Source organism: Cobetia sp. Dlab-2-AX (genome assembly GCF_024124625.1).
Classification (GTDB): Bacteria; Pseudomonadota; Gammaproteobacteria; order Pseudomonadales; family Halomonadaceae; genus Cobetia.
Map to the genome: position 1 here is coordinate 237,017 of NZ_JAMXRV010000003.1, position 24,308 is coordinate 261,324.

The window sequence follows — 24,308 nt, forward strand, 5'->3', positions numbered from 1 at the left end:
TCAAGTGACAGCGGCTGCCTCGACCCCCACGCATGCTTCTGGAGTCTTCATGGAACATCTCAACGATACCAGTCTGTTTCGTCCATTTGCCTATATCGACGGTGGCTGGGTAGCCGCGGATTCCGGCGAGCAGATCGAGGTCGACAATCCTGCCACCGGTGAGATCATCGGCCGCGTGCCTCGACTGGGGTACACCGAGACCCAGCGTGCCATCGAGGCCGCCCAGAATGCCTTCACCGACTGGAAGGAAACACCTGCGCTTGAGCGCGCCGACATCCTGATGAAGTGGTATGCCTTGATGCTGGAGCACAAGGATGATCTGGCGCAGATCATGACGCTGGAGCAGGGCAAGCCCCTCGCCGAAGCCGCCGGTGAAATCCAGTACGCGGCCAGCTTCCTGCGCTGGTTCGCCGAGGAGGGGCAGCGGGTCTACGGTGACACCATTCCCGCCGCCAAGCGTGATCAACGCATCCTCGTGCTCAAGCAGCCGGTCGGAGTGGTGGGGGCGATCACGCCATGGAACTTCCCGGCCTCGATGATTACCCGCAAGGCGGGTGCCGCGCTGGCCGCAGGCTGCCCGATCGTGGTCAAGCCGGCCAGCCAGACGCCGTTCTCGGCACTGGCGCTGGCGGTGCTGGCGGAACGCGCTGGCGTGCCGCGCGGCGTTTTCAACGTCGTGCCGGGCTCGGCCAAGGACATCGCCAAGGCGATGACCGATTCCAGCATCGTGCGCAAGGTGACCTTTACCGGCTCCACGGAAGTCGGGCGTGGCCTGATGGCAAATGCCGCTCAGCATATCCAGAAGATTTCGCTGGAGCTTGGCGGCAATGCGCCCTTCCTGGTGTTCGAAGACGCCGATCTCGATGCGGCGGTGGAAGGCGCGATGGCAGCCAAGTTCCGCAATGCGGGTCAGACCTGCGTCTGCACCAATCGCTTTTTGGTGCAGTCCAGCGTGGTCAATGCCTTCAGCGAGAAGCTGGCTGCCGCCATGAACGCCGAGCTGACCGTGGGCAATGGCTTGGAAGAGGGCGTCAAGGTCGGCCCGTTGATCGATGGCGACGCCGTCGAGAAGGTCACTGAGCACGTGCAGGATGCCCTCGACAAGGGTGCCGAATTGCTGCTGGGCGGCCATCCGCATCCGCTGGGGGGCAGCTTCTTCACGCCGACCCTGATCTCGCAGGTGACGCCGGAGATGAAGGTCGCCCGTGAGGAAACCTTCGGCCCGCTGGCAGCGATCTTCCCCTTCGAGAGCGAGGAAGAGGCCATCGAGATGGCCAACGACACCGAGTTCGGTCTGGCCAGCTATTTCTACAGCACGGATCTCAAGCGTGTCTGGCGCGTCTCGGAGGGGCTGGACTACGGCATGGTCGGCATCAATACCGGGCTGATCTCCAACGCCGCGGCGCCCTTCGGTGGCACCAAGGCATCGGGGCTGGGCCGTGAAGGCTCCAAGTATGGCCTCGAGGAGTACATGGAAACCAAGTATCTGTGTCTTTCGCTTGGCTGATTCATCGTCAACGGGTTTGCGCGGATGATCCTTGCGTGAGCCTTGCAACCTTGAGTTTTGCCTCCTGGAACCTTGCATCGCCGTTTGATGGCCAGTGCTCAAGGCAATGATCGGACACGCCATCAACTGGCAAAAAGCCCGCTCGGGAATCCGGGCGGGCTTTTTCATACCGTGCATTTCTCCCACCTGTCTGCGCCGAGTATGCCTGCAACTCGCCCATGGAATCTGCTCTGCTGATGAGAGCGACCTTTCGTTGCTGATGAGAGAGCGGCATGGACGAGAGGAGGGCAATCTCGCGTCAAGAGGCGCACAAGTCATTGGTCGTAGAGATGGAGTGTCTCGAGGGTCGATGGCACTATAAATGTCAGACCAAAGTGGCATGTCGCGGTCTTTTAGCGCAGATCAGGGCCAAAGACAGATGTGCTTTGTCGGCATTCTCTTACTTGTGGATATGCTTATTTACGCTACAGTCAAAGAGCGGGACCTGTGGTGATAGTCTTCAAGGATTGAAGACAGGGCGAGTGGCGTGGCGGACGCGACTCGCCCTTTTTTATGGCCGGATCTCGACTATCGTACCTCAACCCTCACGTCTCACCCCAATGGCGAAAGCCCCATTCCCGCCACCAGCCCTTCCAATGCATGCCGCCCGGCAATCGAGTTGCCGTAGCCGTCCAGGCGTGGTGACCAGACGCAGATGCTCATCTGCCCCGGCAGGATGGCGATGATGCCACCGCCGACGCCACTCTTGCCCGGCAGCCCCACTCGCCAGGCGAAGTCGCCTGCCGCATCGTAAAGCCCGCAGGTCAGCAACAACGCATTGAGCTGGCGTGTCTCCAGCGGCGAGACCACTTCCTTGCCATCCAGCGGATTGACGCCACGATTGGCCAGGAAGGCGAAGCTGCGCGCCAGTTCCACGCAGTTCATCGACACCGAGCAGCTGTGGAAGTAGGTATCCAGCAGGTCATCCACGTCGGAATGCACATTGCCGTAGGCCTGCATCAGGTAGGCGAGCGAGGCATTGCGTGCCTTGTGGTCCATTTCCGAGCGCGCGACCTTTTCATCGAAGCCGATATCGTCGCTGCCGGACAGACGCCTGAGCTGCTCACGCAGGGTGTTCTGGATCGAGACGATGCGCGACACCAGCAGGTCGGTGATCAGCAAGGCACCGGCATTGATGAAGGGATTGCGCGGAATGCCGTTCTCGACCTCCAGCTGCATGATCGAATTGAACGCCTGGCCGGAGGGTTCACGGCCAACGCGCGACCAGATCTCGTCGCTCTCCAGGCGCTGCATCGCCAGTACCAGCGCATGCACCTTGGAGATCGACTGGATCGAGAAGCGAGTATGCGCGCTGCCGGCGTACTGGACGCGGCCATCGACATGGCAGACGGCGATGCCGAACTGGTCAGGGTCAACCTGCGCCAGTGCCGGGATATAGTCCGCGACCTTGCCCTCGTTGAAGCAGCGGCTGGCATCATCGGACAGGCGTTCGAGCAGTGTCTGGAGAGCATCGGGGTCGAGTGGCGGCGTCATGGCAACCTTGAAGCAGCGGTAGAGGGAAAAGGGCGTGAAGCTGGCCCGGCCATCGTGACAAAGGCGCCATCGGGTGACAGGCCGATAATGGCGCCAGAGACCGGCAGAGCATTCTAGCGGATATGACCGCAGCTGGCGCGCTCGATGCCGCTGGCAGTCCCTGCCCTCAGGCCGGCTCAATCGCGTGATAGTTGACGCTTATCAGCCAGGTAGTGCAAAGTGATTTCTACATGCAGTTGAGAATCGTTATTGTTGGTACGTCAAAGCAGCACGCAGCTGCCTGACCCCATGACATGCGACGCGCTGAGGCTCAGCGTCTCGCTGAGTAGACCGCCCGGAGGGCAGCCAACATGATCAAGACATTGACCTTTGCCAGCATGCACTTCTCCATCGCCTTCGGTGTCACCTACCTGCTGACCGGCGATATCGTGGTCGGCGGCTTGGTCGCCATCGTCGAGCCGGCGGTCAACACCGTCGCCTTCTTCTTCCACGAGAAGGTCTGGAATCGCGTCACCGCGCGCCGCCAGCAGGCAGCTGAGCGCGAGGCAGACTCGCGAAATCCCATGAGCGGGGCGGCGCTGGCGGGCTGAAGCCGCTTGCGCGTGGCGAGGATGCGCCGCAGAATCGAGCGACCTTTTCCCGGAGCTCCCCATGCTGAAGCTTGCCCCTCGCACCGCCCGTTCCTCTCTCCCTGCCAGGGCCTCTTGTCCTGCCCGCGCCCGCCAGCGTCCTCTCGTCCAGGGGGCGTTGGCGTTGCTGCTGGGGCTTGCCGGCAGCCTGACTGCTCTCGAATCCGTGTCAGCCGACGAGACGCGCGATTATCACTACAGTGACGCCCATCTGCACTTCGTGGACTTCTTCCAGCAGGGTGAGGGGCTGGGGGCCTTGCTGGATGCCATGGACGAGGCGCAGGTCGATCACGCCCTGGTCACGGGCATCGGCGTCGCCAAGAAATGGCAGCAGGACGCACCCAAGAAACCACGTTACTACATGGGCGATGATGCGCCGGTCTACTGGTATTCCGGTACCGATTACATCCTGGCCGAGGCGCTGACTCGCGCGCCCGAGCCGGTACAGGCGCGTTTCTCGCCATTCATCACCGGCTTCAACCCCACCGATTTGAACGCCGCCGACGAGATCCGCCAGTTGATGGCGATCTATCCCGGCTTCTGGAAGGGTATCGGGGAGGTCTTCACGCGCCATGATGATCTGACGCGTCTGACCGAAGGCGAGACGCCGCGCGCCAATCATCCTGCCTTGATGAAGGTCTATGCGCTGGCGGCAGAGAAAGGCCTGCCGGTGATGATCCATTCCAATATCACCAGCAAACGGGAAGGGCATGAGGGCCTGTACCTCGAGGAATTCGAGAGTGCGGTGCGCGACAATCCGAACACGACCTTCATCTGGGCGCACGCCGGGACCAGTGCCGAGCTCAATCGCCGTCTGGGGCGCATGACCTGGCTATACGGCGAGGTCGAGCGCATGCTGGAAACCTATCCCAACCTGAATATCGACCTGTCCTGGTCAGTGCTGGAACCCTACCTGCTGGACGATGAAGGGCAGCCGCGCGCGCGCTGGGTCAAGCTGGTCGAGCGCTTCCCACAGCGCTTCGTGCTCGGCAGTGACGTGGTCGGGCGCTTCGGCTCGGTGGGCGATATCCTCGCCAGCTATACGCCCTTCCTCGATGCGCTGTCGCCACAGGCGGCGCGCAATGTTGCGCGCGACAACTTCCTGCGCTGGGTCAATCTGCCGGTCGAATGACCTCGTTCCTTGCCGTCTGCGCATGAAAAAGCCCCCGCCAGCGATTATTCGCTGACGGGGGCTTTTGCGTGAGCGCTAGTCTATACGCTCGTGCAAGTCACCGTGCTCGTGCATGCCACTGAAGTACTGACATCTGATCAGTGACGGAAGTGACGCATGCCGGTGAATACCATGGCGATGCCGGCTTCGTTGGCCGCATCGATGACTTCCTGATCGCGCATGGAGCCACCCGGCTGGATGACGGCAGTGATGCCGGCTGCCGCGGCGGCGTCGATACCGTCGCGGAACGGGAAGAAGGCATCGGAGGCCATCACGGAGCCCGGCACTTCCAGACCTTCATCGGCGGCCTTGATGCCGGCGATCCTGGCGGAGTACACACGGCTCATCTGGCCGGCGCCCACACCGATGGTCTGGCCATCCTTGATGTAGACGATGGCGTTGGACTTGACGAACTTGGCGACTTTCCAGGCGAAGGTCAGGTCGTTGAGTTCCTGCTCGCTCGGCGCACGCTCGGTGACGACCTTGAGCTCATCACGGCCGACCATGCCCTGGTCGCGGTCCTGGACCAGCAGGCCGCCGGTGACACGCTTGAAGTCATGACCGCCGGTACGCTCGGCCGCCCAGGCATCCGCGACGTCGAGCAGGCGCACATTGGCCTTGGTAGCGACGATGGCCGCCGCCTCTTCACTGATGCCCGGGGCGATGATCACCTCGACGAACTGACGCGAGACGATCGCCTGTGCGGTCTCGGCATCCAGCGGCACGTTGAAGGCGATGATGCCACCGAAGGCGCTGGTCGGGTCGGTCTGATAGGCACGCTCGTAGGCGGCCAGGGCAGACTCGCCGATGGCGACGCCACACGGGTTGGCGTGCTTGACGATGACACAGGCGGTCTCGTCGAAGGCCTTGACGCACTCGAAGGCGGCATCGGTGTCGGCGACGTTGTTGTAGGACAACGCCTTGCCCTGCACCTGCACGGCCGTGGCGACGCTGGCCTCGGTGGCACCGTCCTCGACGTAGAAGGCCGCATTCTGGTGCGGGTTCTCGCCGTAACGCATGTCCTGCTTCTTGCTCAGACTGACGTTGTACTGACGCGGCAGGCCTTCGCTGCCGCCTTCGACGCGCTGGCCCAGCCAGTTGGCGATGGCGCCATCGTAGGCCGCGGTGTGCTCGAAGGCGGCCACGGCGAGGTCGAAGCGCGCGCCATCGCTGACGGCGTTGTCATTGGCATCCATCTCGGCGATCACGCGGTCATAATCCGAGGCGTTGACGACAATGGTGGTGTGGGCGTGGTTCTTGGCGCAGGAGCGCACCATGGTCGGGCCGCCGATATCGATGTTCTCGATGGCATCTTCCAGCGAGCAATCCGGGTTGGCCACGGTAGCGGCGAACGGGTACAGATTGACGATGACCATATCGATGGGGTCGATGCCGTGCTCGGCCATCACCGCATCATCCTGGCCGCGACGACCGAGGATGCCGCCGTGGATCTTCGGGTGCAGGGTCTTGACCCGGCCATCCATCATTTCCGGGAAACCGGTGTGCTCGGACACTTCCGTCACGGCAAGGCCGTTGTCCTTGAGCAGGCGGAAGGTACCGCCAGTGGACAGCAGGGCGACGCCGCGGGCGTCCAGGGCACGAGCGAATTCGACGATTCCGGTCTTGTCGGAAACACTCAGGAGGGCGCGACGGATGGCTTGGGGCTTGGCTTGCATGATGCTCCACTCGTGGATCAACAAAAAGACGCCGGGGCACCTGTAAAGGTGCCCCGGCGGGGTCAGATCAGATCAAACTGCTTGAGCTTCTTGCGCAACGTGCCTCGGTTGAGGCCCAGCATGTCGGCGGCGCGAGTCTGGTTGCCCTGTGCGTGGGCCATCACCGCCTCCAGCAGCGGCGCCTCGACCTCGGCCATCACCATGGCATGCAGGTCGGTGACCTGCTCACCATCCAGGTGGGCGAAGTAGCGCGCCATGGAGTGCTCGACCGCCTCGCGCAGGGTCTGATGGTGCCGCACGGGCGTCATCAGGGTGGCCTGACTTGCGTCGTCGGGTGAAAGAGGGTGCCTGCTGGTCATGCTGCGTGACTTCCTTGCGTCTCTGTGCGGGCGATGCCTTCCGGCTCGCCGAACAGGCGGGTCAGGAACTGGCGCTGTTCTTCCGGCTCCTCGAGGGGATTGAAGTGGCGCTTGAGCTCACTGCCATCCTCGCGCGTCGCCAGATACCAGCCCACATGCTTGCGCGCGATGCGCACGCCCATGTAGTCACCGTAGAATTCGTACAGGGCCTCGAGGTGGGTGCGCATCACTAGGGCGCGTTCCGCATCGCTCGGGCCACAGGCTACCTGGCCGGTGGCCAGATAGTGATTGATCTCGCGGAAGATCCAGGGGTTGCCCTGGGCCGCACGGCCGACCATCACGGCGTCGGCGCCCGTATAGTCAAGCACATGTCGCGCCTTCTCGCCGCTGTCGATATCGCCATTGGCGAAGACCGGAATCGACACTGCGGCCTTCACGGCGGCGATGGTGTCGTATTCGGCTTCACCGGTATATTTCTGCTGGCGAGTGCGACCATGCACGGACAACGCCTGGATGCCGGCGTTTTCGGCCATGCGCGCGATAGTGATGGCGTTGCGTGTCTCTTCGCACCAGCCGGTGCGCATCTTGAGCGTGACTGGCACGTCCACGGCGCGCACCACGGCATCGAGAATCTCGCCGACGAGCTTCTCGTCGCGCATCAGGGCAGAGCCGGAGGCCTTGTTACAGACCTTCTTGGCTGGGCAGCCCATGTTGATGTCGATGATCTCGGCACCCATCTCGGCGTTGAGCGCCGCGGCCTCGGCCAGCATGGCGGCGTCACCGCCGGCGATCTGCACGGCACGCGGGCCGGGTTCGCCGGCATGGTTCATGCGCGTGCGGGACTTGACGGTATTCCACAGCCGCTTGTCACTGGTCACCATCTCCGATACCACCAGCCCGGCGCCCAGCTCACGACATTGCTGTCGAAACGGGCGATCGGTGACACCGGCCATCGGGGCCAGAATCACGCGATTGGGAAGCTGGTGTACGCCGATGCGGGGCAGGTCGGCGGGAAGCGGGGTATCGGTCATGGGGCTCGTGTCATGCGTGTGGTGTCAGGCGCGCGATTCGCCTTGGTGCCAACGGATTCGCGGGGGCGTCATGATACCTAGAGCACCGCAGGGTTTGAAGGGCTATTTCATCCACAATGCATCGCGGATGCGTTCTCCCTGTGCGGCTGCGGCGCTCACGGCGTGGCTCATACGTGTTTTATGGCGTGTCTTATAGCGAGCTTCAGCCCATCAGCGGACGCTGACCATTGAGGCGTACCCAGCCATCGCGCTCGGTGGGCTCTTCCATGATCAGGCCAGCCTCACGATAGGCGTCGAGCACCTCCCCCGCCTGGGGCGCGAGAATGCCGGAGAGCGCCAGCCGGCCGCCCGGGGCGACACTGGCAGCAATCTGCGGAGCCAGTTCGACCAGCGGGCCGGCCAGGATGTTGGCGACCACGATCTGATAGCCCGCGTCCGGCAGGCGGTCCGGGTAGCACAGGGTCAGCTGGTCGCTGACGTCATTGCGCTGGGCGTTCTCACGCGAGGCCTGCAGGGCCTGCGGGTCGATGTCGGTGCCCATGGCGTCCACCGCGCCGAGCTTCAGTGCGGCGATGGCGAGAATGCCGGAGCCACAGCCGAAGTCGAGCACGCTGTGCTGGGCGAGCTTGCCATCGACGGCCAGACCATCGAGCCATTCCAGGCACAGGGCGGTGGTCGGATGGGTGCCGGTACCGAAGGCCAGGCCGGGGTCGAGCATCAGATTGACGGCGTCGTGCTCCGGGGCATCGTGCCAGCTGGGCACGATCCACAGGCGCTGGCCCATCTTGAGCGGCTCGAAGCCATCCATCCATTCACGGGCCCAGTCACGGTCCTCGAGGATCTCGACCTCGATCTCCGGGCAGGGCTCATCGGGAATCAATGCCGCCCAGCCGGCCTTGACCCGCTCGCGCATGGCCTCGATGCCTTCGGTGCCATCCCACAGGCCGGTGAGGACAGTCTCGCTCCACAGCGGCGTGCTGCCGAGGTCCGGCTCGAACAGCGGTTGGTCTTCAGCATCCTGCAGCGTGATGGCGCAGGCGCCCTCTTCCATCAGCAGATGCTCGAGAATCTCGGCGTGGTCGGGGGCGATACGCGCCTTGAGTTGCAGCCAGGACATGGTGACTCCTGTCGATGGGCGATAAGAAAGGGGAGGAGGGCACAGACGACAGAAGGGCAGCCGAGGCCACCCTTCTGTCGTGCGTCCATCGGCAACCAGGTCACCGATCTCAAGCGGGGCGTCTTACAGGCCCAGCTTCTTCTCCAGATAATGGATGTTGACGCCACCTTCCTGGAAGCCGGCATCACGCACCAGATCCTTCTGCAGGTCAGTGTTGGTCTTGATACCTTCCACCAGCAGCTCGTCGAGGGCATTGCGCATGCGCGTCAGTGCGATCTCGCGGCTTTCGCCCCAGGTGATCAGCTTGCCGATCAGGGAGTCGTAGTGCGGCGGAACGGTGTAGCCGGAGTACAGGTGCGAGTCCATGCGCACGCCCAGACCGCCCGGCGCGTGATAGAGCTCGACCTTGCCCGGAGACGGCATGAAGGTGCGCGAATCCTCGGCATTGATGCGGCACTCGAAGGCGTGACCGCGCAGCTCGATATCTTCCTGCTTCACGGACAGCGGCAGGCCGGAGGCGATGCGCAGCTGTTCCTTGACGATATCGATGCCAGTGACCATCTCGGTCACCGGGTGCTCGACCTGAACACGAGTGTTCATCTCGATGAAGTAGAAGCCGCCGTTCTCGTACAGGAACTCGAAGGTGCCGGCGCCACGGTAGCCGATCTCGATGCAGGCATCGGTGCACGCCTTGAGTACCTTGGCACGCGCTTCTTCGTCCAGCTGCGGCGCCGGTGCTTCTTCCAGCACCTTCTGGTGACGACGCTGCAGGGAACAGTCGCGGTCATACAGATGGATGGCGTTGCCCTGGCCATCGGCCAGTACCTGGACTTCGACGTGGCGCGGGTTCTGGAGGAATTTCTCCATGTACACCGTGCCGTCGCCGAAGGCCGCGGCCGCTTCACCTTGAGTGATGCTCACCGAGGACAGCAGGCTGGCCTTGGAGTGCACCACGCGCATGCCGCGACCACCGCCGCCAGCGGCAGCCTTGATGATCACCGGATAGCCGATGCGCTCGGCGATGGCGTGCATCTCGTCTTCGTCTTCCGGCACCGGGCCGTCGGAACCCGGCACGGTCGGAACGCCGGCCAGCTTCATCGCCTCGATGGCCGCGACCTTGTCACCCATCATGCGGATGGTGTCAGCGCGCGGGCCGATGAAGGCGAAGCCTGAACGTTCGACCTGTTCGGCGAAGTTGGCATTTTCCGACAGGAAGCCGTAGCCCGGGTGGATGGCGTCGGCGTCCGTCACTTCGGCGGCTGCGATCAGCGCCGGGATGTGGAGATAGGATTTGGTAGAGGAGGCCGGGCCGATGCACACAGCTTCATCCGCCAGGCGGACGTGCATCAGGTCGCGGTCGGCCTTGGAGTGCACCGCTACCGTCTTGATGCCCAGTTCCTTGCAGGCGCGAAGGATGCGAAGGGCGATCTCGCCGCGGTTGGCAATCAGTACCTTGTCGAGCATGGTGACGTGTCCGTTGGGATCAGGAAATGACGATCATGGGCTGGTCGAATTCAACCGGCTCGCCGTCTTCGATCAGAATGGCTTCGACGACGCCATCCTTGTCGGCTTCGATCTGGTTCATCATCTTCATGGCCTCGACGATGCAGACGGTATCACCTTTCTTGACGCTCTGGCCGACTTCGATGAAGGCCTTGGAGCCGGGTGCCGGAGACCGGTAGAAGGAGCCGACCATCGGGGAGTTGATGGTGTGACCCTGCGGTGCAGCCGGTGCAGCCGGAGCGGCCGGTGCTTCAGCGGCGCCAGCGGCTGCCGGAGCGGCCTGCTGCATCGGCTGCTGCTGCATCATCGGGGCCTGCATCATCGGCTGCTGGGCGAAGCCCTGCGGATGGCGGCTGATGCGAACGGACTCTTCGCCTTCCTGGATCTCGATTTCGCTGATGTTGGACTCTTCGAGCAGCTCGATCAGCTTCTTGACCTTGCGGATATCCATGAAATTAATCCCGATGTGAATGTGGCTGGAAATGGGGTGTGCAGCCGTGATGGCGGCGGCTACGGGCGACAGCCCCGACGGCTGTCCCGACCATGGCGATGGCCGGTGAATCCTGGTGTCAGGCGGTGATGATGCCTGATGGTGGTGCGTGAACACCTCTCTGGACGTGCCCTTACTGCGCGAGATCGTCCAGGGCGGCGTCAAGCGCCATGTCATAGCTTCGAGCGCCAAAGCCCATGATCACGCCGCGTGCCACATCGGAAAGATACGAATGGTGGCGGAACGGCTCGCGGGCATGGGTGTTGGAAAGGTGCAGCTCGATGAACGGGAGTGCGATGCCGAGTAGCGCATCGCGCAGCGCAACGCTGGTATGGGTAAAGGCCGCCGGATTGATCAGGATGATGGCGGTGCCATCTTCACGGGCAAGGTGGATTCGCTCGATCAGTACATGCTCGGCATTGGACTGCAGCCAGTCCAGCTGATGGCCGGCCGCGCTGGCGCGCTGGACCAGACGCTGGTGGATATCCTCCAGCGTGGTGGTGCCATACACCTCGGGTTCACGGGTCCCCAGCAGATTGAGATTGGGGCCGTTGAGTACCAGGATGCGCGCCATGAAAGTCCCTTGTGTCAGCCGTGCTCGAGCACCAGGCTCATTGAGCTGTTAACCCATGAAGAAAATGCAAAGATACCGTCACTATCCACGACGTTTACCTATTGAGCGTAGGCTGTTGCCGTAGTGACGCGGATTTTGCCGAAATTCTCGAACGCTGTCCAGTTTGGCACTGAACCGAAGATTTTGCCGCATTCTTCGTCCTCGCGTGCGCCTCGGCAGCAACTGCCCCGCGCCGGGCGTGTGGCAGACACGCCGCTCAGTTCGCGCGCTGTGACGTGCCGCGCTGCTGATCCAGCACCGATGTCAGGTGCTGGCCGAGCTGGCTGGCGTTGACCTCCCCCTGAATGCGCGCCTCCTTGAGCTCGCGTTCATCGGCGAAGAACAGCAGGCTTGGAGGGCCGAACAGACCGTATTGCTTGAGCAGCGCCTGGGTCGCGGCCGCAGTACTGGTGACGTCGGCGCGAATCAGGTGGAACTGGCGCAACTGGCTGGCGACTTTGGGGAAGACCTCGCGCTCCATCACCTTGCACGAGATGCACCAGTCAGCGTAGTAGTCGACGAAGACCGGCTGGCCGCGGCTGGCGGCCAGTGCCAGTTCTCGCTCGAGCTCGCTCATGTTGCTGACGGTGGTGAAATCCAGTGACGTCTCGGTGGCCTGTCCGGGTGATGTGCCGCCAGTGAAGGGGGCCAGCGGGCGTAGCGGGTCACCTGCGCCGCCTGCCACGCCCAGCAGGCTGATCATGCCCCAGCCCAGCGCGACCAGTCCCAGTGCCTGACGGGCACGCGCCCAGCCTCGGGTCTGTGCGCTGAGCGCCCCCAGCGCCACGCCGGTGCCGATGGCCAGAATGGCCCAACCCAGCACCGCCAGAGAGGCCGGCAGCAAGCGCTCGATCAACCACAGTGCCACCCCCATCAGCAGGATACCGAAGGCCTGCTTGATGCCCTCCATCCAGGCGCCCGCGCGCGGCAGCAGGCTGGCACCGAAGGTGCCGACCAGAATCAACGGCACGCCCATGCCCAGCCCCAAAGCGAAGAGTGCCAGCCCGCCGGTCATGGCATCGCCACTGGCGGAAAGATAGACCAGTGCACCGGCCAGAGGTGCCGAGACGCAGGGCGATACCACGAGTACCGATAACGCGCCCGCCAGTGCCAGCCCGCCGGGGCCGGCGTTCATCAGGCGGCCTTGCAGCGTGTCGAGCCGTGAGTGCATGCCGCTGGGCAGGCGTAGAGTGAAGGCGCCGAACATGGCCAGCGCGAACAGCACGAACAAGGCAGCGAAGGGGATCAACACGGCAGGCGCCTGTAGATGCGCCTGCAGGTTGAGCCCCGCGCCGAACAGGCCCATCAAGGTGCCGGCCGCGGCGTAGGTCAGGGCCATGCCCAGGGCGTAGCTCGTCGACAGCAGCAAGGCGCGCGGGCGGCTGGGGCGCTGACCGACGATGATCGAACTCAGGATCGGAATCATCGGCAGCACGCAGGGCGTGAAGGTCAGCCCGAGACCGGCGAGGAAGAACAGCCCCAGAGCCGTCAGCAGGCTGGCATCCGCGAACAATGCGCTGAAGCCGGCATCGGTGCCGCTGATCGGGGCTGTTGTGGTGCGACTGTCCGTCGACGCCGTCGTATCGCTCGACTGGCTGGCGGTTGGCATCAGCTGCGTGAAGGGGGCAGGGGCACTCTGCTCGCCGGCCTGCAGAGTGACGGTCTCCGGTGGATAGCAGAGCCCGGCATCGGCGCAGCCCTGGAAAGTGATGGAGAGCGGGATCGGGCCGCTGGCTGGTGTGTCATCACGCACTGCCTTGCCAGCGGAGGCGCTCATGAGCGGGATACGAATGACCAGCGCATCGTGGAAGACATGCACCTCGCCCATGTAGGGATCGTTCTTCAGCTCTCCCGGCGGAAGGTCGGCGTCGCCCAGAGCGACCTGGTCGCTGGTGGTCGCGAAGCTGAACTGATGCCGGTAGAGGTAATAGCCTTCGGCACTGGTGAAGCCGACATACAGGGTGTCGCCCTCGCGCCAGCTACGCGGCTTGAAGGCTTCATTGACCGGCAGGAAATCGCCCTGATTGCCGCTGCCGAACAGGCTGGACGCCGCACTGCTGGAGCCGCTGCCGGCGTTTGAACTTGAGCCTGAACTGAACAGACCGGCATTGGCGGGCAGCGCCGTCATTGCCTGCGCGATCACCAGAGCGATTGCCAGCAGGGTTGCCAGCAATGCAGGGCCCAGCAGGCGTGAGAACGCGGAGGGGCGTGCGCGGCCCGTTGGCAGCGCCATGCTGACTTTCAAGAACGAACGAAGCACGGAAGCATCCTTATACAGTGCCGAAAGAACATCCTGCAGGCCTCAAGGCACCGCAGTCTCGCGCCGCCATCATCCTGCTCTGGGGTGAGCGCTGGATCGAGAGCAGGCCCATCATCGCCGCGCACGACTTGCACGCGGATGAATGTGCCACCATGTAGCAGACATCCCGCTCATGTGAGGGCGTGTGAGGACGTATCGGGGTCGAGTGGTGAAGCCGCCTGCGCGGTTGGCAGTCTGGCCCTCGGCTCTTACCGCGGCTCGGTCCTCGGCTCGGTTCACGACCAGGCCCGTGACCCAGCCCACAGTCCGGAGCGCATCGCACCTTGCTACAGAACCGGCACTTCACCGAGTGCGGCTGGCACGTGCAGGGGCGCATGATAGGATAGGACGTACGTCATGAGTACCGGCGCTGGATGCATCGGCGCGGCTCATATCCGTTCAGGCAGGTCTGACTCGTCTCTCACACGGCTTTTTCTACAAGGCTTCATACAAGGAAGAACGCATGGCCCTATTCGGTAAAGGCAGCAAGCGCGGCGCCAATCGCGATGTGCTGGAAACGCCTCAGTATGGCTGGATCTGGAAACCACTGATCGGGCTGTTCGTCATTTACCTGCTGGTCTGTGTTGGCCTTGGTATCTACTGGAGCAGTGAACCGGACGAGTTCAACATCGATCAGGCCACGCGCACCGAACTGGCTCGCGTGCATGGTCTGGCCGCGCCGGTGGCCAAGGTCGAGGGTGAAGAGCCGGCACCGGCTTTCGAGACCCTGCCGACAGGCACCGCGACCGTCGCCACCCTGATGACACTCAACGATACTCTGCTGCACAAGCCGGGTGGTTATCTCAAGAATGATGTGGCGCCGCCGGGGCTGATGCTCGACAACATGCCCAACTGGGAATATGGCGTGCTGGTGCAGGTACGTGACATGACGCGTGAGCTGCGCAAGGAATTCAGCCGCTCGCAGTCCCAGTCCAGCGATGACAAGGCACTGGGCAAGGCCGAATCCCTGCTGTTCATCGATGCCAATGCCTGGATGCTGCCGGAAGCCGAGCACGAATATGCCGACGCCAACCGTGAGCTGGGCGACTACCTGAAGCGTCTGAGCGATGACGCCCAGAACAACGGCCAGTTCTACGCGCGTGCCGACAACCTGGTAGCCTGGCTGTCGGATGTCGAGAATCGCCTCGGCTCCCTGTCCCAGCGCCTGTCGGCCAGTGTCGGCAAGTCGCAGCTCAACCTGAGCCTGGCCGGCGACAAGAGCGCCACCTCGGCCAAGAGCACCCAGACGGAAGAAGAGATCAAGACGCCGTGGCTCGAGATCGACGATGTCTTCTATCAGGCACGCGGCACCTCCTGGGCGCTGATCCATCTGCTCAAGGCGGTGCGTCACGACTTCCAGGGCGTGCTGGAAGACAAGAACGCGCTGACCTCTATCGATCAGATCATCCGTGAGCTGGAAGCGACCCAGACCGACATCGGCAGCCCGATCATCCTCAATGGCTCCGGCTTCGGCTTCTTCGCCAACCATTCGCTGGTGATGGCCAACTACGTCGCGCGTGCCAACTCCGCGATCAGTGACCTGCGCAGCCTGCTCGAGAAGGGCTGATCCCGTGACGTTCGATGCCGGCTGACGGTTCTCCCCACCGGTGTCGGGCGTGAGCTGGAAACGAAAAAGCCCCCGTCAATGACGGGGGCTTTTTGCATCGTGATGCCTGAATAGCGCATCACTTCGAAAGGACTCAGTCCTTCTGGTAGGCAGCGGCTGCCTTCTGGATCGCGGCACGGGCTGCATCAGCACCGTCCCAGGAATCGATCTTGACCCACTTGCCTTTCTCGAGATCCTTGTAGTTCTCGAAGAAGTGCGCGATCTGCTGACGCAGCAGTTCCGGCAGATCAGTGACTTCCTGGACGTCGTCGTACAGGGAGGTCAGCTTCTGGTGCGGGACGCAGACCAGCTTGGCGTCTTCACCGGCTTCGTCGCTCATGTTGAGCACGCCGACCGGACGCGCACGGATGACGCTGCCCGGTGCGACCGGATACGGGGTCACGACCAGCGCGTCGAGGGCATCGCCATCGTCGGCCAGGGTGTTCGGGATGTAGCCGTAGTTGGCCGGGTAGAACATCGGGGTGGCCATGAAACGATCCACCATGAGCGCATCGATGTCCTTGTCGATCTCGTACTTGATCGGCGCGTGATTGGCCGGAATCTCGATCGCTACGTAGACGTCGTTCGGCAATTCCTTGCCAGCGGGGATCTTGTCGAAACTCATTGTCGAGTCCTTGGGTTTGCGGGTTGAAGGCCTGCGGGTCAAAATTCCGCTGAATTATACGAACTGGCAGACCGTTTTGCCATCATGCCACGCTCGATCGCCTTGCGTTGCACCAACGAGTGGTGGCACTGCAGGCTGACTCGGGTAACACTTGGGGCCGTCCAGCGCGGCGCAACGGCGATTGCGCCTTTTAGCGTCGGGCTGACGCTGCGTCACCACCGCATGCATGAAACGTAACGGCAGGATCGAGACGCAAGGAGACCGCCTTGGCGGATGCAGAGCTTTCACTCAGTTACGGTCAGGCCTTCGTGGCTCCCGACCGCAAGCGTCATCGCAGCTCGATGTCGCTGGAGATACCGCTGGAGCGCGGCCCGCTGGCGGCCAAGGGTGGCTGCGCGCTGATCGCCGACACCACCAGCAAGAATGCGATTGCCAAGCAGGCCGGCGACCTTGCCGTGCGTGGCTTTCTGGCCGACTACTTCGCCACGCCTGACAACTGGAGCGTCAAGTATTCCGCGACCCGCGTGCTGCGGGCGCTGAACAGCTGGTGTTACAGCCAGAGTCGCTTCGTGCGGGGCGGCAGCTACGTGACCTCGATTTCCGCGGTCGTCTTCCGGGGCCAGTCGGCGCATCTGTTCCATGCCGGTGACACGGTGGTCTTCCGGCTGCGTGGCGGCGAATTCGAGCAGATCTCGCGTGATCATGTCACCGATCTCGGCGGCTATCGTTATCCGTCGCGGGCGCTGGGCATGGATGTCAGCCTCGACATCGACTACATCGAGCTGCCGCTCAAGCAGGGCGATATCTTCCTGTTCACCACCCAGGCGGTGCGCGGCACTCTGCTGCCTTCCGATTTCGTGTCACTGATCCGTGATGACGTCTCGGATCTCGACGCCGCCAGTGAGCGCCTGGCCCATGCCGCGGCGGACCGCGCCGATGAGCGCGGCTACACGGCCGATCAGTTCTGCTTCCAGCTGGTGCGCATTGACCGCCTGGCGACTGCCTCTGACGATACGCCGGGGCGCGTCTATGGCGACCTTCCGGTACCGCGTGAGCTGGAGCCGGGCGACCGCATCGATGGTCTGGAAGTGCTGGAAGTCATGTCACGCAGCGCGCGGGTACGCGTCTACAAGGTGCGTGACCTCAAGAGCCGACGCGTGATGGTGATGAAGGCGCCCAGCCCGGAGTTGTCGCTCAAGAACGCCTATCTGGAGCACTTCCTGCTCCAGCAGTGGGTGGTGGACCGTGTCAGCTCGCCCTTCGTGGTCAAGGTGGTGGAGCCGTCACGTCCGCGTGATCACCTCTACTACCTGCTCGAGCACCTTGAGGCGCAGACATTGACCGAATGGGCGCGCATGCACCCGCAGGCCAATCTCGAGCAGCGCCTCGACATCGCGCGCCAGCTCGGCAAGGCCGTGCATGCTCTCAATCGTCGTGAGGTGCTGCACCAGCTGATTCACCCCGACAACGTGATGATCGACCGGCATGGCAAGGTGGTGCTGGTCGATTTCGGCGCCTGCCATCTGCGTGAGGGGGATGGCCATGAGAGCGCCGGTCCGCTGGCACGTCAGGTCGGCCTCACCGAGCACAGCGCGCCGGAATATGCCCTTGGTGCCGATGTCAGTCGGCGCAGCGATCAATACGGCCTGGCTTCGGTGATCTACTGGTTGCTGACTGGCATGCAGCCCTACGCCCAGTCGATGGAGCAGCTGCGCACCCATACCGACCTCGAACTGCTGGAGTATCAGCCGGCCCGCATGCGCAATCCCCAGGTGCCACAGATACTGGATGATGCCCTCAGGCGCGCCCTGGACCCGCAACGTACCCTGCGCTATCGCCGCCTGTCTGAGCTGCTCTACGCGCTGCGGCTGCCGCAGCAGGACCCCGGCAAGGCGCTGACGCCCTCGGAAGCGATACGTGAACCGGCCAATTTCTGGCAGGGCGTCGCCGGCATCCTGTTGTTGCTGCTGGTGCTGTCCTGGCTGCTCAAGTGAGCGCGGAGACTGATGGGGGGCAAGGCCATGGTAGGAGGAGTAGGTGCATGGGCCAGACCGCGATCGTGATCGGGGCGACCGGCGTGGTCGGGCGCGAGGTGGTGACTGAACTCATCGCGTGCGAGGCCGTCGCCCGAGTCGTCACGCTGACGCGCCGGGCGGCGCCTTGCGACTCTGACAAGGTCGAGAACCATGTGGTCGACTTCGCGCGACTGGAAGACTGGGCCGATTGCTTCCAGGCTGACCTGCTGTTCTCGTGCCTGGGCACCACGCTCAAGCAGGCGGGGTCGCTCGAGGCGCAGCGGCGTGTCGACATCGATCATCAACTGAGTGCCGCCCGGCTGGCGGCCGCCCAGGGAGTGGCGCACTACCTGCTGGTCTCCTCCAGCGGCGCCAATCACGCGAGCCGCAATGACTATCTCAGGATGAAGGGCGAGCTGGAAGTGGCCATCAAGGCGCTGCCCTTTGCGCGTATCAGTGTCTTCCAGCCGTCATTGCTGGTGGGGGAGCGCAGCGAGTTCCGTCTGGGCGAGACGCTGGCGCGCCATCTGTTGCCGGCGCTTACCCGCTTGCCGGGCTTGCAGCGCTACCGGCCGATCCGTGGCGCTCAGGTAGCGGCGCGTATGGTCGAGGTCAGCCAGCGTCAGCAGCAGGCGCATGCGGTGTACCGGCTGGAGGAGGTGTTCCCCTCTACATCTGCATGACAACTGACAGCCATCAAAAAGCCCCGCACAGTCGCCTGTGCGGGGCTTTTTTACACTCGCTTCACTGTCAGCGACGGATCGCTCAGACGCGTCAGCGCCAGGCGATCAGACCGTGAACGGTGTCAGCTTCTTCTCGACCTTGGCCAGCGTGAGCCTGGCGACCGCCGGCAGGCCATTGACGAACGGCGGGAAGTCCTCGCCCTGGATCAGCGGCGACAGATATTCGCGGCAGGCGTCGGTGATGTAGAAGCCATCTTCGCTGATGAACTCCAGCGGCATGAACTTCTCATGGTTGGCGATCTTCTCCAGTGGCGCCTCGATGATATCCCAGGCGTAGTCAGCGCCATCGCCGAGGCGACGGATCGCCGGCATCACGGCGTTCTTGCCGGCCAGGGCCATCTCGACGGCGGCACGACCCGTGGCGTAGGCCTGCTCGACGTCGGTCTTCGAGGCGATGTGACGCGCTGCGCGCTGCAGGTAATCGGCCACCGCCCAGTGGTACTTGTAGCCCAGGTCCTGCTTGACCATGCCGGCCAGTGTCGGCGCGACGCCGCCCAGCTGACGGTGGCCGAAGGCGTCGGTGTTGCCGGCATCGGCCAGGAAGGTGCCATCTTCGTAACGCGCACCTTCAGAGACCACCACCACGCAGTAGCCGTGTTCCTTGACGCAGGCATCGACGCGCGCCATGAATTCCTTGCGGTGGAAGGCGACTTCCGGGAAGACGACGATGTGCGGCGGCTGGGTGGCATCTTCACCGGCCAGAGCACCGGCAGCGGCGATCCAGCCGGCGTGACGGCCCATGACTTCCAGAATGAACACCTTGGTGGAGGTGGCGCACATGGAGGCGATGTCGAGGCCGGCCTCGCGGGTGGAGGTAGCGATGTACTTGGCCACGCTGCCGAAGCCCGGCGAGTTGTCGGTGATCGGCAGGTCGTTGTCCACGGTCTTCGGCACGTGGATGGCCTGGATCGGGTAGCCCATGGTCTCGGCCAGCTGGGAGACCTTCAGGCAGGTATCGGCGCTGTCGCCGCCACCGTTGTAGAAGAAGTAACGGATGTCGTGGGCCTTGAACACTTCGATCAGACGCTCGTACTGGGTACGGTGGTCCTCGATGCTCTTGAGCTTGTAGCGGCAGGAGCCGAAGGCACCGCCCGGCGTGTGGCGCAGCGCGGCGATGTTCTCGTCGCTTTCCTGGCTGACGTCGATCAGGTCTTCGGTCAGGGCACCGATGATGCCGTTGTGACCGGCATACAGCTTGCCGATCTGGTCGCCGTTTTCACGAGCGGCTTCAATGACGCCACAGGCACTGGCGTTGATGACGGCGGTAACGCCACCGGACTGGGCGTAGAAGGCATTGTGCTGGGGCATGGGCTTCTCGTCTCTGCTTCCTTGTCATGGTCTTGAACGGGCTGGCGCTTACCCGCCGCATCATATCCGAAAGACATGACCCCTGCACGACGCCCGAATGCCACCGGGGGTGTCGTCCATCCCTGACAGGTCGCGTGCTACTCGCCGCCTGACGGGCATGCTAGGCTGCTCGGGCTTCCGGATTGGAGAAACAGATGCACCTTCACGTCATCGGTATTTGCGGTACCTTCATGGGCTCCCTTGCGCTTCTGGCGCGCGCGCGCGGTCATCGCGTCACGGGGAGCGATGCCAACGTCTATCCGCCCATGAGCACACAGCTGGCCGAGGCCGGTATCACTTTGATGGAAGGCTATGCGGCCGACAATCTCGTCCCCGCGCCTGATCTTACGGTGGTCGGCAATGCCGTCTCGCGCGGCAACCCTGAAGTCGAGGCGCTGCTCGAGCGTGGGCTGGCCTATACCTCCGGCCCGCAATGGCTGTGTGACGAGGTGCTGACCGGCCGCCCAGTGATCGCCATCGCCGGCACCCACGGCAAGACCACCACCGCGACCATGACCGCCTGGATTCTTGAATGTGCAGGCCTCGCACCGGGCTATCTGATCGGTGGCGTGCCGCCACAGTTGGGCGATTCCGCGCGTATCGGCGATCCTCAAGCGCCCTTTGTGGTCGAGGCCGATGAATATGACACGGCCTTCTTCGACAAGCGCTCCAAGTTCGTGCATTACCGGCCGCGCATCGCCGTGCTCAACAACCTCGAGTTCGATCACGCCGACATCTTCCCGGATCTCGCCGCCATCGAGCGTCAGTTCCACCACCTGGTACGTACCGTGCCGGCAGGCGGCAAGCTGGTGGTCGCGGCGGACGCCGTCGCCGGTGCCCAGGCACTGGAGCGCGTGCTGGATCAAGGCTGCTGGACGCCGGTGACGCGCTTCGGCGATGAGAGCGGTATCGAGAATGCCGGTGGCGACTGGCGCTATCGCCTGATCAGTGCCGACGGCAGCCACTTCGCGCTGGCATCGCCGTTTGATGACTCAGGCGAGGCGGAGCGCTTCGTCGAGTGCCAGTGGGCGATGCGCGGACGCCACAACGTGGCCAATGCCTGTGCTGCGGTGGCCGCGGCCGTCGAGTGCGGCGTGAGTGTCGAGGCGGCCCTGCAGGCGCTCGCACGCTTCGCCCCGCCCAGGCGTCGGCAGGAGCTGCGCGGTGAGGTGGCGGGCGTCAAGGTCATCGATGACTTCGCGCACCACCCGACCGCCATCGCCACCACGCTTGAGGGCCTCGCGCCCGGCGTGGCAGCTGAAGGGCAGGGCGGTCGCCTGTGGGCGGTGATCGAACCGCGCTCCAACACCATGAAGCTCGGCACCATGAAGGCGCGTCTGCCGGCTTCAGTGACCGCGGCCGACCGCGTCAGCTGGTTCGCGGGCCCCAGCCTCGGCTGGTCGTTGGAGGAAACGGTCAGCGAGTGCCGTGCGCTTGGCGTGGAGGCGGAGGTCGAGCAGGACATCGACGCCCTGATCGCGAAGATCGCCCATCAATCCCGCGCCGGCGACTGGGTGGTCGTGATGTCCAATGGCGGCTTCGGCGGTATCCACGAGCGCCTTCTGGCGGCGCTGGCAGCACGTGAAGGTGACGCATGAAAACGCAAGCGACAGCCCCGGAGGGCGAGTTCAAGTCGGCGGTCACCGTCGCGCTGACCGGGGCCTCCGGCGCCCAGTACGGTCTGCGTCTGATCGAGTGCCTGGTCGCGGCCGGGCATGAAGTGATGGTGATGGTCTCCAAGGCGGCGCACATGGTGATCGCCACCGAGACCGACGAGGAGCTGCCGGCGCGCCCGGCGCGTCTCACCGAGGTGCTCACGCAGCGCTACGCCGCCAGGTCCGGCCAGATTCGCTGCTTCGGGCGCGAGGACTGGATGGCCCCGGTGGCCTCCGGCTCCGGCGCGCCGAGCGCCATGGTGGTGTGCCCGTGTTCCACGGGCTCACTGTCCGCGATCGCGACCGGGGCCAGCAACAATCTGATCGAACGCGCGGCCGACGTGGCCCTCAAGGAACGCCGCACGCTGATTCTGGTGCCGCGCGAGACGCCGTTCTCGGCCATCCACCTCGAGCACATGCTGAGTCTGACGCGCATGGGTGCCGTCATCCTGCCCGCCGCGCCCGGCTTCTATCATCGTCCGCAGACCCTCGATGACATGATCGATTTCATCGTCGCGCGCATTCTCAACCAGCTGGGAATCTCGCATGCGCTGATGCCGCGCTGGGGCGAGGGGCATGTCAGCGGCGATTGAGGGGCGCTCGGTCGATCCGCTCAGGGGAGAGTCCGTCGGTGAGAGCTTGTCAGAGGCACCCCTCTGGCACTGCATCAGACTGTGCAAGGAGAGCAGGGAATGCTGAATTGGTCATTGTTGTCGGTGTTCGTACCGACGTTCTTTCTGGTCTCGCTGACGCCGGGCATGTGCATGACGCTGGCGATGACCCTGGGAATGACCCAGGGCGTCAAGCGCACGCTGTGGATGATGATGGGCGAGCTGCTGGGTGTCGGGTTGGTGGCGGTATCGGCGGTGATCGGCGTCGCGACCATCATGCTGCGCTATCCGATGGTGTTCTCGGCCTTCAAGCTGGCGGGTGGTGCTTACCTGGCCTGGCTGGGGATCCAGATGTGGCGCTCACGTGGTCGCCTGGCCCTGGGGGTAGCAGGGGAGGATGCGGAGGCACCGCGCGCCTCGCGCCGCGCGCTGGCGGCACAGGGCTTCGTTACCGCGATCGCCAACCCCAAGGGATGGGCGTTCTTCATTGCGCTGTTGCCGCCGTTTCTGGATGCCAGCCTGCCGCTGGCGCCGCAGCTGATCGCGCTGGTCGGCATCATCCTGACGCTGGAATTCACCTGCCTGCTGCTCTATGCCGGCGGTGGCAGCAGCCTGGCGCGTTGGCTGGGGCGTGGCTCGCGTGTGCGCCTGATGAACCGCGTGGCGGGCACGCTGATGATCGGCGTGGGAGTCTGGCTCGCAACCGGTTGATGTCGGCATGACCGAGCGAAGAATTTCATCTTGTGAACACACCAAGGCCCGCCAATGGCGGGCCTTGATGTGTTCAGGGGAGGTGTTGATTCAGCAGCCCCACTTCGAGTCAGTTGTGACTTCGGTTCAGCTGCGACGCAGGGTCTCAAGTGCTGCCGCCGCCACGATGAAGCTGCCGCCGACCAGTGTCAGCCAGGTGGGCACCTCGCCGAGAATCAGCCACGCCAGCAATACGCCGTAGACGGGTTGCAGGCAGCCGATCATGCCGACGGTCTTGGCCTTGAGGCCACCGAGGGCGAAGGTCATCAGCGCATGCGGCGCAGCCGTGAAGACGATGGCCAGCACCAGCATGGCGATCCCCGTCGAGGGGCTGGCATCCATGATCTCACCGGAGACGAACGGCAGCGTCAGCACCACGACCCCCAGCGCCTGCAGGCTCATCGACAGCACTGGATTGAGATGGCCGAGACGGTAGCGCACCAGTAGATTGCGTGCCGCGAACAACAGGCCCGAGAACACGCCCCATAACACTCCCGCCAGGCTGTCGCCCTGCGCGCTGCTGTCGCCGCCGGGAACGAGCAGCCAGACGCCTGCGCAGACCAGCCCCGCTGCCGCCAGGTCCTTCGCTTTCAGGCGCGTGCCTTCCACCCAGGGTTCCAGCAGCACGATGAAGATGGGATAGGTGAACAGCGCCAGCATTCCGGTGGCCACGGAAGACACCTGCATCGAGTGAAAGTAGCTCACCCAGTGCGCGGCCATCAGCGCGGCGGCGATGCCCAGCAAGGCCCAGTCGCGCCCACTCAGGCGCAGCGAGACATGCCACTTCAGGCGCGCCAGCCACAGCAGGAACAATCCTGCCAGCAGGCTGCGCCAGGTGGTGATGTCGAGCGCCGAGAGAGGCACGCCTTTCGAGAACAGCGCCGTACCGCCGAGCAGCGCGATGCCGAGATGAATCGACATCAGTGCCTGGGGCTGGTTGGCGGGAGGGGCAGCAGGGCCGGGCATGAGGTTCCTCGTCATCAGGGGGTAGTGATAAAGCCGCCATCCCAGGCGGCTCATCGGTTTAC

General features: G+C 63.9%; 21 protein-coding genes. 9 read left to right on the forward strand and 12 right to left on the reverse strand.

Going from position 1 to position 24,308, the window contains the following annotated elements:
• Positions 1-49: 49 nt before the first annotated feature.
• Positions 50-1,507: a succinate-semialdehyde dehydrogenase gene (locus NH396_RS06715; RefSeq protein WP_176676365.1), complete on the forward strand. Its 1,458-nt coding sequence runs from the start codon at positions 50-52 to the stop codon at positions 1,505-1,507.
• Positions 1,508-2,098: 591 nt separating this feature from the next.
• Here the strand turns inward: NH396_RS06715 and glsB are convergent.
• The gene (gene glsB / locus NH396_RS06720; RefSeq protein ID WP_054555045.1) at positions 2,099-3,040 is read right to left on the reverse strand and encodes a glutaminase B; all 942 of its coding nucleotides are present in this window, start codon (positions 3,038-3,040) and stop codon (positions 2,099-2,101) included.
• A 350-nt stretch (positions 3,041-3,390) separates the two neighbouring features.
• On the opposite strand from glsB, the gene NH396_RS06725 reads away from it, so the two are divergent.
• Complete coding sequence (locus NH396_RS06725; protein WP_176676366.1) at positions 3,391-3,630, forward strand: DUF2061 domain-containing protein; 240 nt, start codon at positions 3,391-3,393, stop codon at positions 3,628-3,630.
• A gap of 61 nt (positions 3,631-3,691) precedes the next feature.
• Positions 3,692-4,801, forward strand: coding sequence for an amidohydrolase family protein (locus NH396_RS06730; protein WP_253062412.1), 1,110 nt, complete (start codon positions 3,692-3,694; stop codon positions 4,799-4,801).
• 137 nt (positions 4,802-4,938) lie between these two features.
• Here NH396_RS06730 and purH read toward each other — a convergent pair whose 3' ends face one another.
• From purH to dsbD, 8 genes are all read right to left on the reverse strand, one after another.
• Positions 4,939-6,516, reverse strand: coding sequence for a bifunctional phosphoribosylaminoimidazolecarboxamide formyltransferase/IMP cyclohydrolase (gene purH, locus NH396_RS06735; protein ID WP_176676368.1), 1,578 nt, complete (start codon positions 6,514-6,516; stop codon positions 4,939-4,941).
• Positions 6,517-6,578: 62 nt separating this feature from the next.
• Entirely contained in the window at positions 6,579-6,824 is a 246-nt protein-coding gene (gene fis, locus NH396_RS06740; RefSeq protein ID WP_225348107.1) for a DNA-binding transcriptional regulator Fis, read from the reverse strand.
• Between the two features lie 47 nt (positions 6,825-6,871).
• Positions 6,872-7,906, reverse strand: a complete 1,035-nt coding sequence (dusB, locus tag NH396_RS06745) for a tRNA dihydrouridine synthase DusB (RefSeq protein ID WP_253062414.1) — start codon at positions 7,904-7,906, stop codon at positions 6,872-6,874.
• A gap of 202 nt (positions 7,907-8,108) precedes the next feature.
• Positions 8,109-9,023 carry a 50S ribosomal protein L11 methyltransferase gene (gene prmA, locus NH396_RS06750; protein WP_253062416.1) on the reverse strand — a complete coding sequence of 305 codons (915 nt, stop codon included), beginning with the start codon at positions 9,021-9,023 and terminating at the stop codon, positions 8,109-8,111.
• Between the two features lie 123 nt (positions 9,024-9,146).
• Positions 9,147-10,487 (reverse strand): acetyl-CoA carboxylase biotin carboxylase subunit, encoded by a 1,341-nt coding sequence (gene accC, locus NH396_RS06755; protein WP_176676371.1) that lies wholly within the window; start codon positions 10,485-10,487, stop codon positions 9,147-9,149.
• 19 nt (positions 10,488-10,506) lie between these two features.
• Positions 10,507-10,977, reverse strand: coding sequence for an acetyl-CoA carboxylase biotin carboxyl carrier protein (gene accB, locus NH396_RS06760; protein ID WP_248379355.1), 471 nt, complete (start codon positions 10,975-10,977; stop codon positions 10,507-10,509).
• 172 nt (positions 10,978-11,149) lie between these two features.
• Entirely contained in the window at positions 11,150-11,590 is a 441-nt protein-coding gene (gene aroQ, locus NH396_RS06765; protein ID WP_253062418.1) for a type II 3-dehydroquinate dehydratase, read from the reverse strand.
• 256 nt (positions 11,591-11,846) lie between these two features.
• Positions 11,847-13,862: a protein-disulfide reductase DsbD gene (gene dsbD / locus NH396_RS06770; RefSeq protein WP_253062420.1), complete on the reverse strand. Its 2,016-nt coding sequence runs from the start codon at positions 13,860-13,862 to the stop codon at positions 11,847-11,849.
• A gap of 529 nt (positions 13,863-14,391) precedes the next feature.
• Between dsbD and NH396_RS06775 the strand changes: the two genes are divergently transcribed.
• Entirely contained in the window at positions 14,392-15,495 is a 1,104-nt protein-coding gene (locus NH396_RS06775; protein WP_253062422.1) for a DUF2333 family protein, read from the forward strand.
• Between the two features lie 133 nt (positions 15,496-15,628).
• Here the strand turns inward: NH396_RS06775 and ppa are convergent, their stop codons facing one another.
• A complete protein-coding gene (ppa, locus tag NH396_RS06780) occupies positions 15,629-16,159 on the reverse strand; it encodes an inorganic diphosphatase (protein WP_253062424.1) in 531 nt (176 codons plus the stop codon).
• 266 nt (positions 16,160-16,425) lie between these two features.
• Here ppa and NH396_RS06785 point away from each other — a divergent pair, with 266 nt between their 5' ends.
• Together NH396_RS06785 and NH396_RS06790 are read left to right on the forward strand one after the other, a co-directional pair.
• Positions 16,426-18,153, forward strand: a complete 1,728-nt coding sequence (locus NH396_RS06785) for a bifunctional protein-serine/threonine kinase/phosphatase (RefSeq protein ID WP_175088252.1) — start codon at positions 16,426-16,428, stop codon at positions 18,151-18,153.
• 47 nt (positions 18,154-18,200) lie between these two features.
• Positions 18,201-18,857: an NAD(P)H-binding protein gene (locus tag NH396_RS06790; RefSeq protein ID WP_253062426.1), complete on the forward strand. Its 657-nt coding sequence runs from the start codon at positions 18,201-18,203 to the stop codon at positions 18,855-18,857.
• A gap of 105 nt (positions 18,858-18,962) precedes the next feature.
• Here NH396_RS06790 and NH396_RS06795 read toward each other — a convergent pair whose 3' ends face one another.
• Entirely contained in the window at positions 18,963-20,225 is a 1,263-nt protein-coding gene (locus NH396_RS06795) for a diphosphate--fructose-6-phosphate 1-phosphotransferase (protein ID WP_176676376.1), read from the reverse strand.
• A 194-nt stretch (positions 20,226-20,419) separates the two neighbouring features.
• On the opposite strand from NH396_RS06795, the gene mpl reads away from it, so the two are divergent.
• The 3 genes from mpl (at position 20,420) to NH396_RS06810 (ending at position 23,241) form a co-directional block, all read left to right on the forward strand.
• The gene (mpl, locus tag NH396_RS06800; RefSeq protein ID WP_253062438.1) at positions 20,420-21,862 is read left to right on the forward strand and encodes a UDP-N-acetylmuramate:L-alanyl-gamma-D-glutamyl-meso-diaminopimelate ligase; all 1,443 of its coding nucleotides are present in this window, start codon (positions 20,420-20,422) and stop codon (positions 21,860-21,862) included.
• On the forward strand, positions 21,859-22,512 hold the full coding sequence (locus NH396_RS06805; RefSeq protein ID WP_176676378.1) for a UbiX family flavin prenyltransferase: 654 nt from the start codon (positions 21,859-21,861) through the stop codon (positions 22,510-22,512). The genes mpl and NH396_RS06805 overlap by 4 nt, the downstream gene beginning before the upstream one ends.
• A gap of 99 nt (positions 22,513-22,611) precedes the next feature.
• The gene (locus tag NH396_RS06810) at positions 22,612-23,241 is read left to right on the forward strand and encodes a LysE family translocator (protein ID WP_253062440.1); all 630 of its coding nucleotides are present in this window, start codon (positions 22,612-22,614) and stop codon (positions 23,239-23,241) included.
• A 126-nt stretch (positions 23,242-23,367) separates the two neighbouring features.
• Here NH396_RS06810 and NH396_RS06815 read toward each other — a convergent pair whose 3' ends face one another.
• A complete protein-coding gene (locus NH396_RS06815; protein ID WP_253062442.1) occupies positions 23,368-24,246 on the reverse strand; it encodes a DMT family transporter in 879 nt (292 codons plus the stop codon).
• Positions 24,247-24,308: the final 62 nt, after the last annotated feature.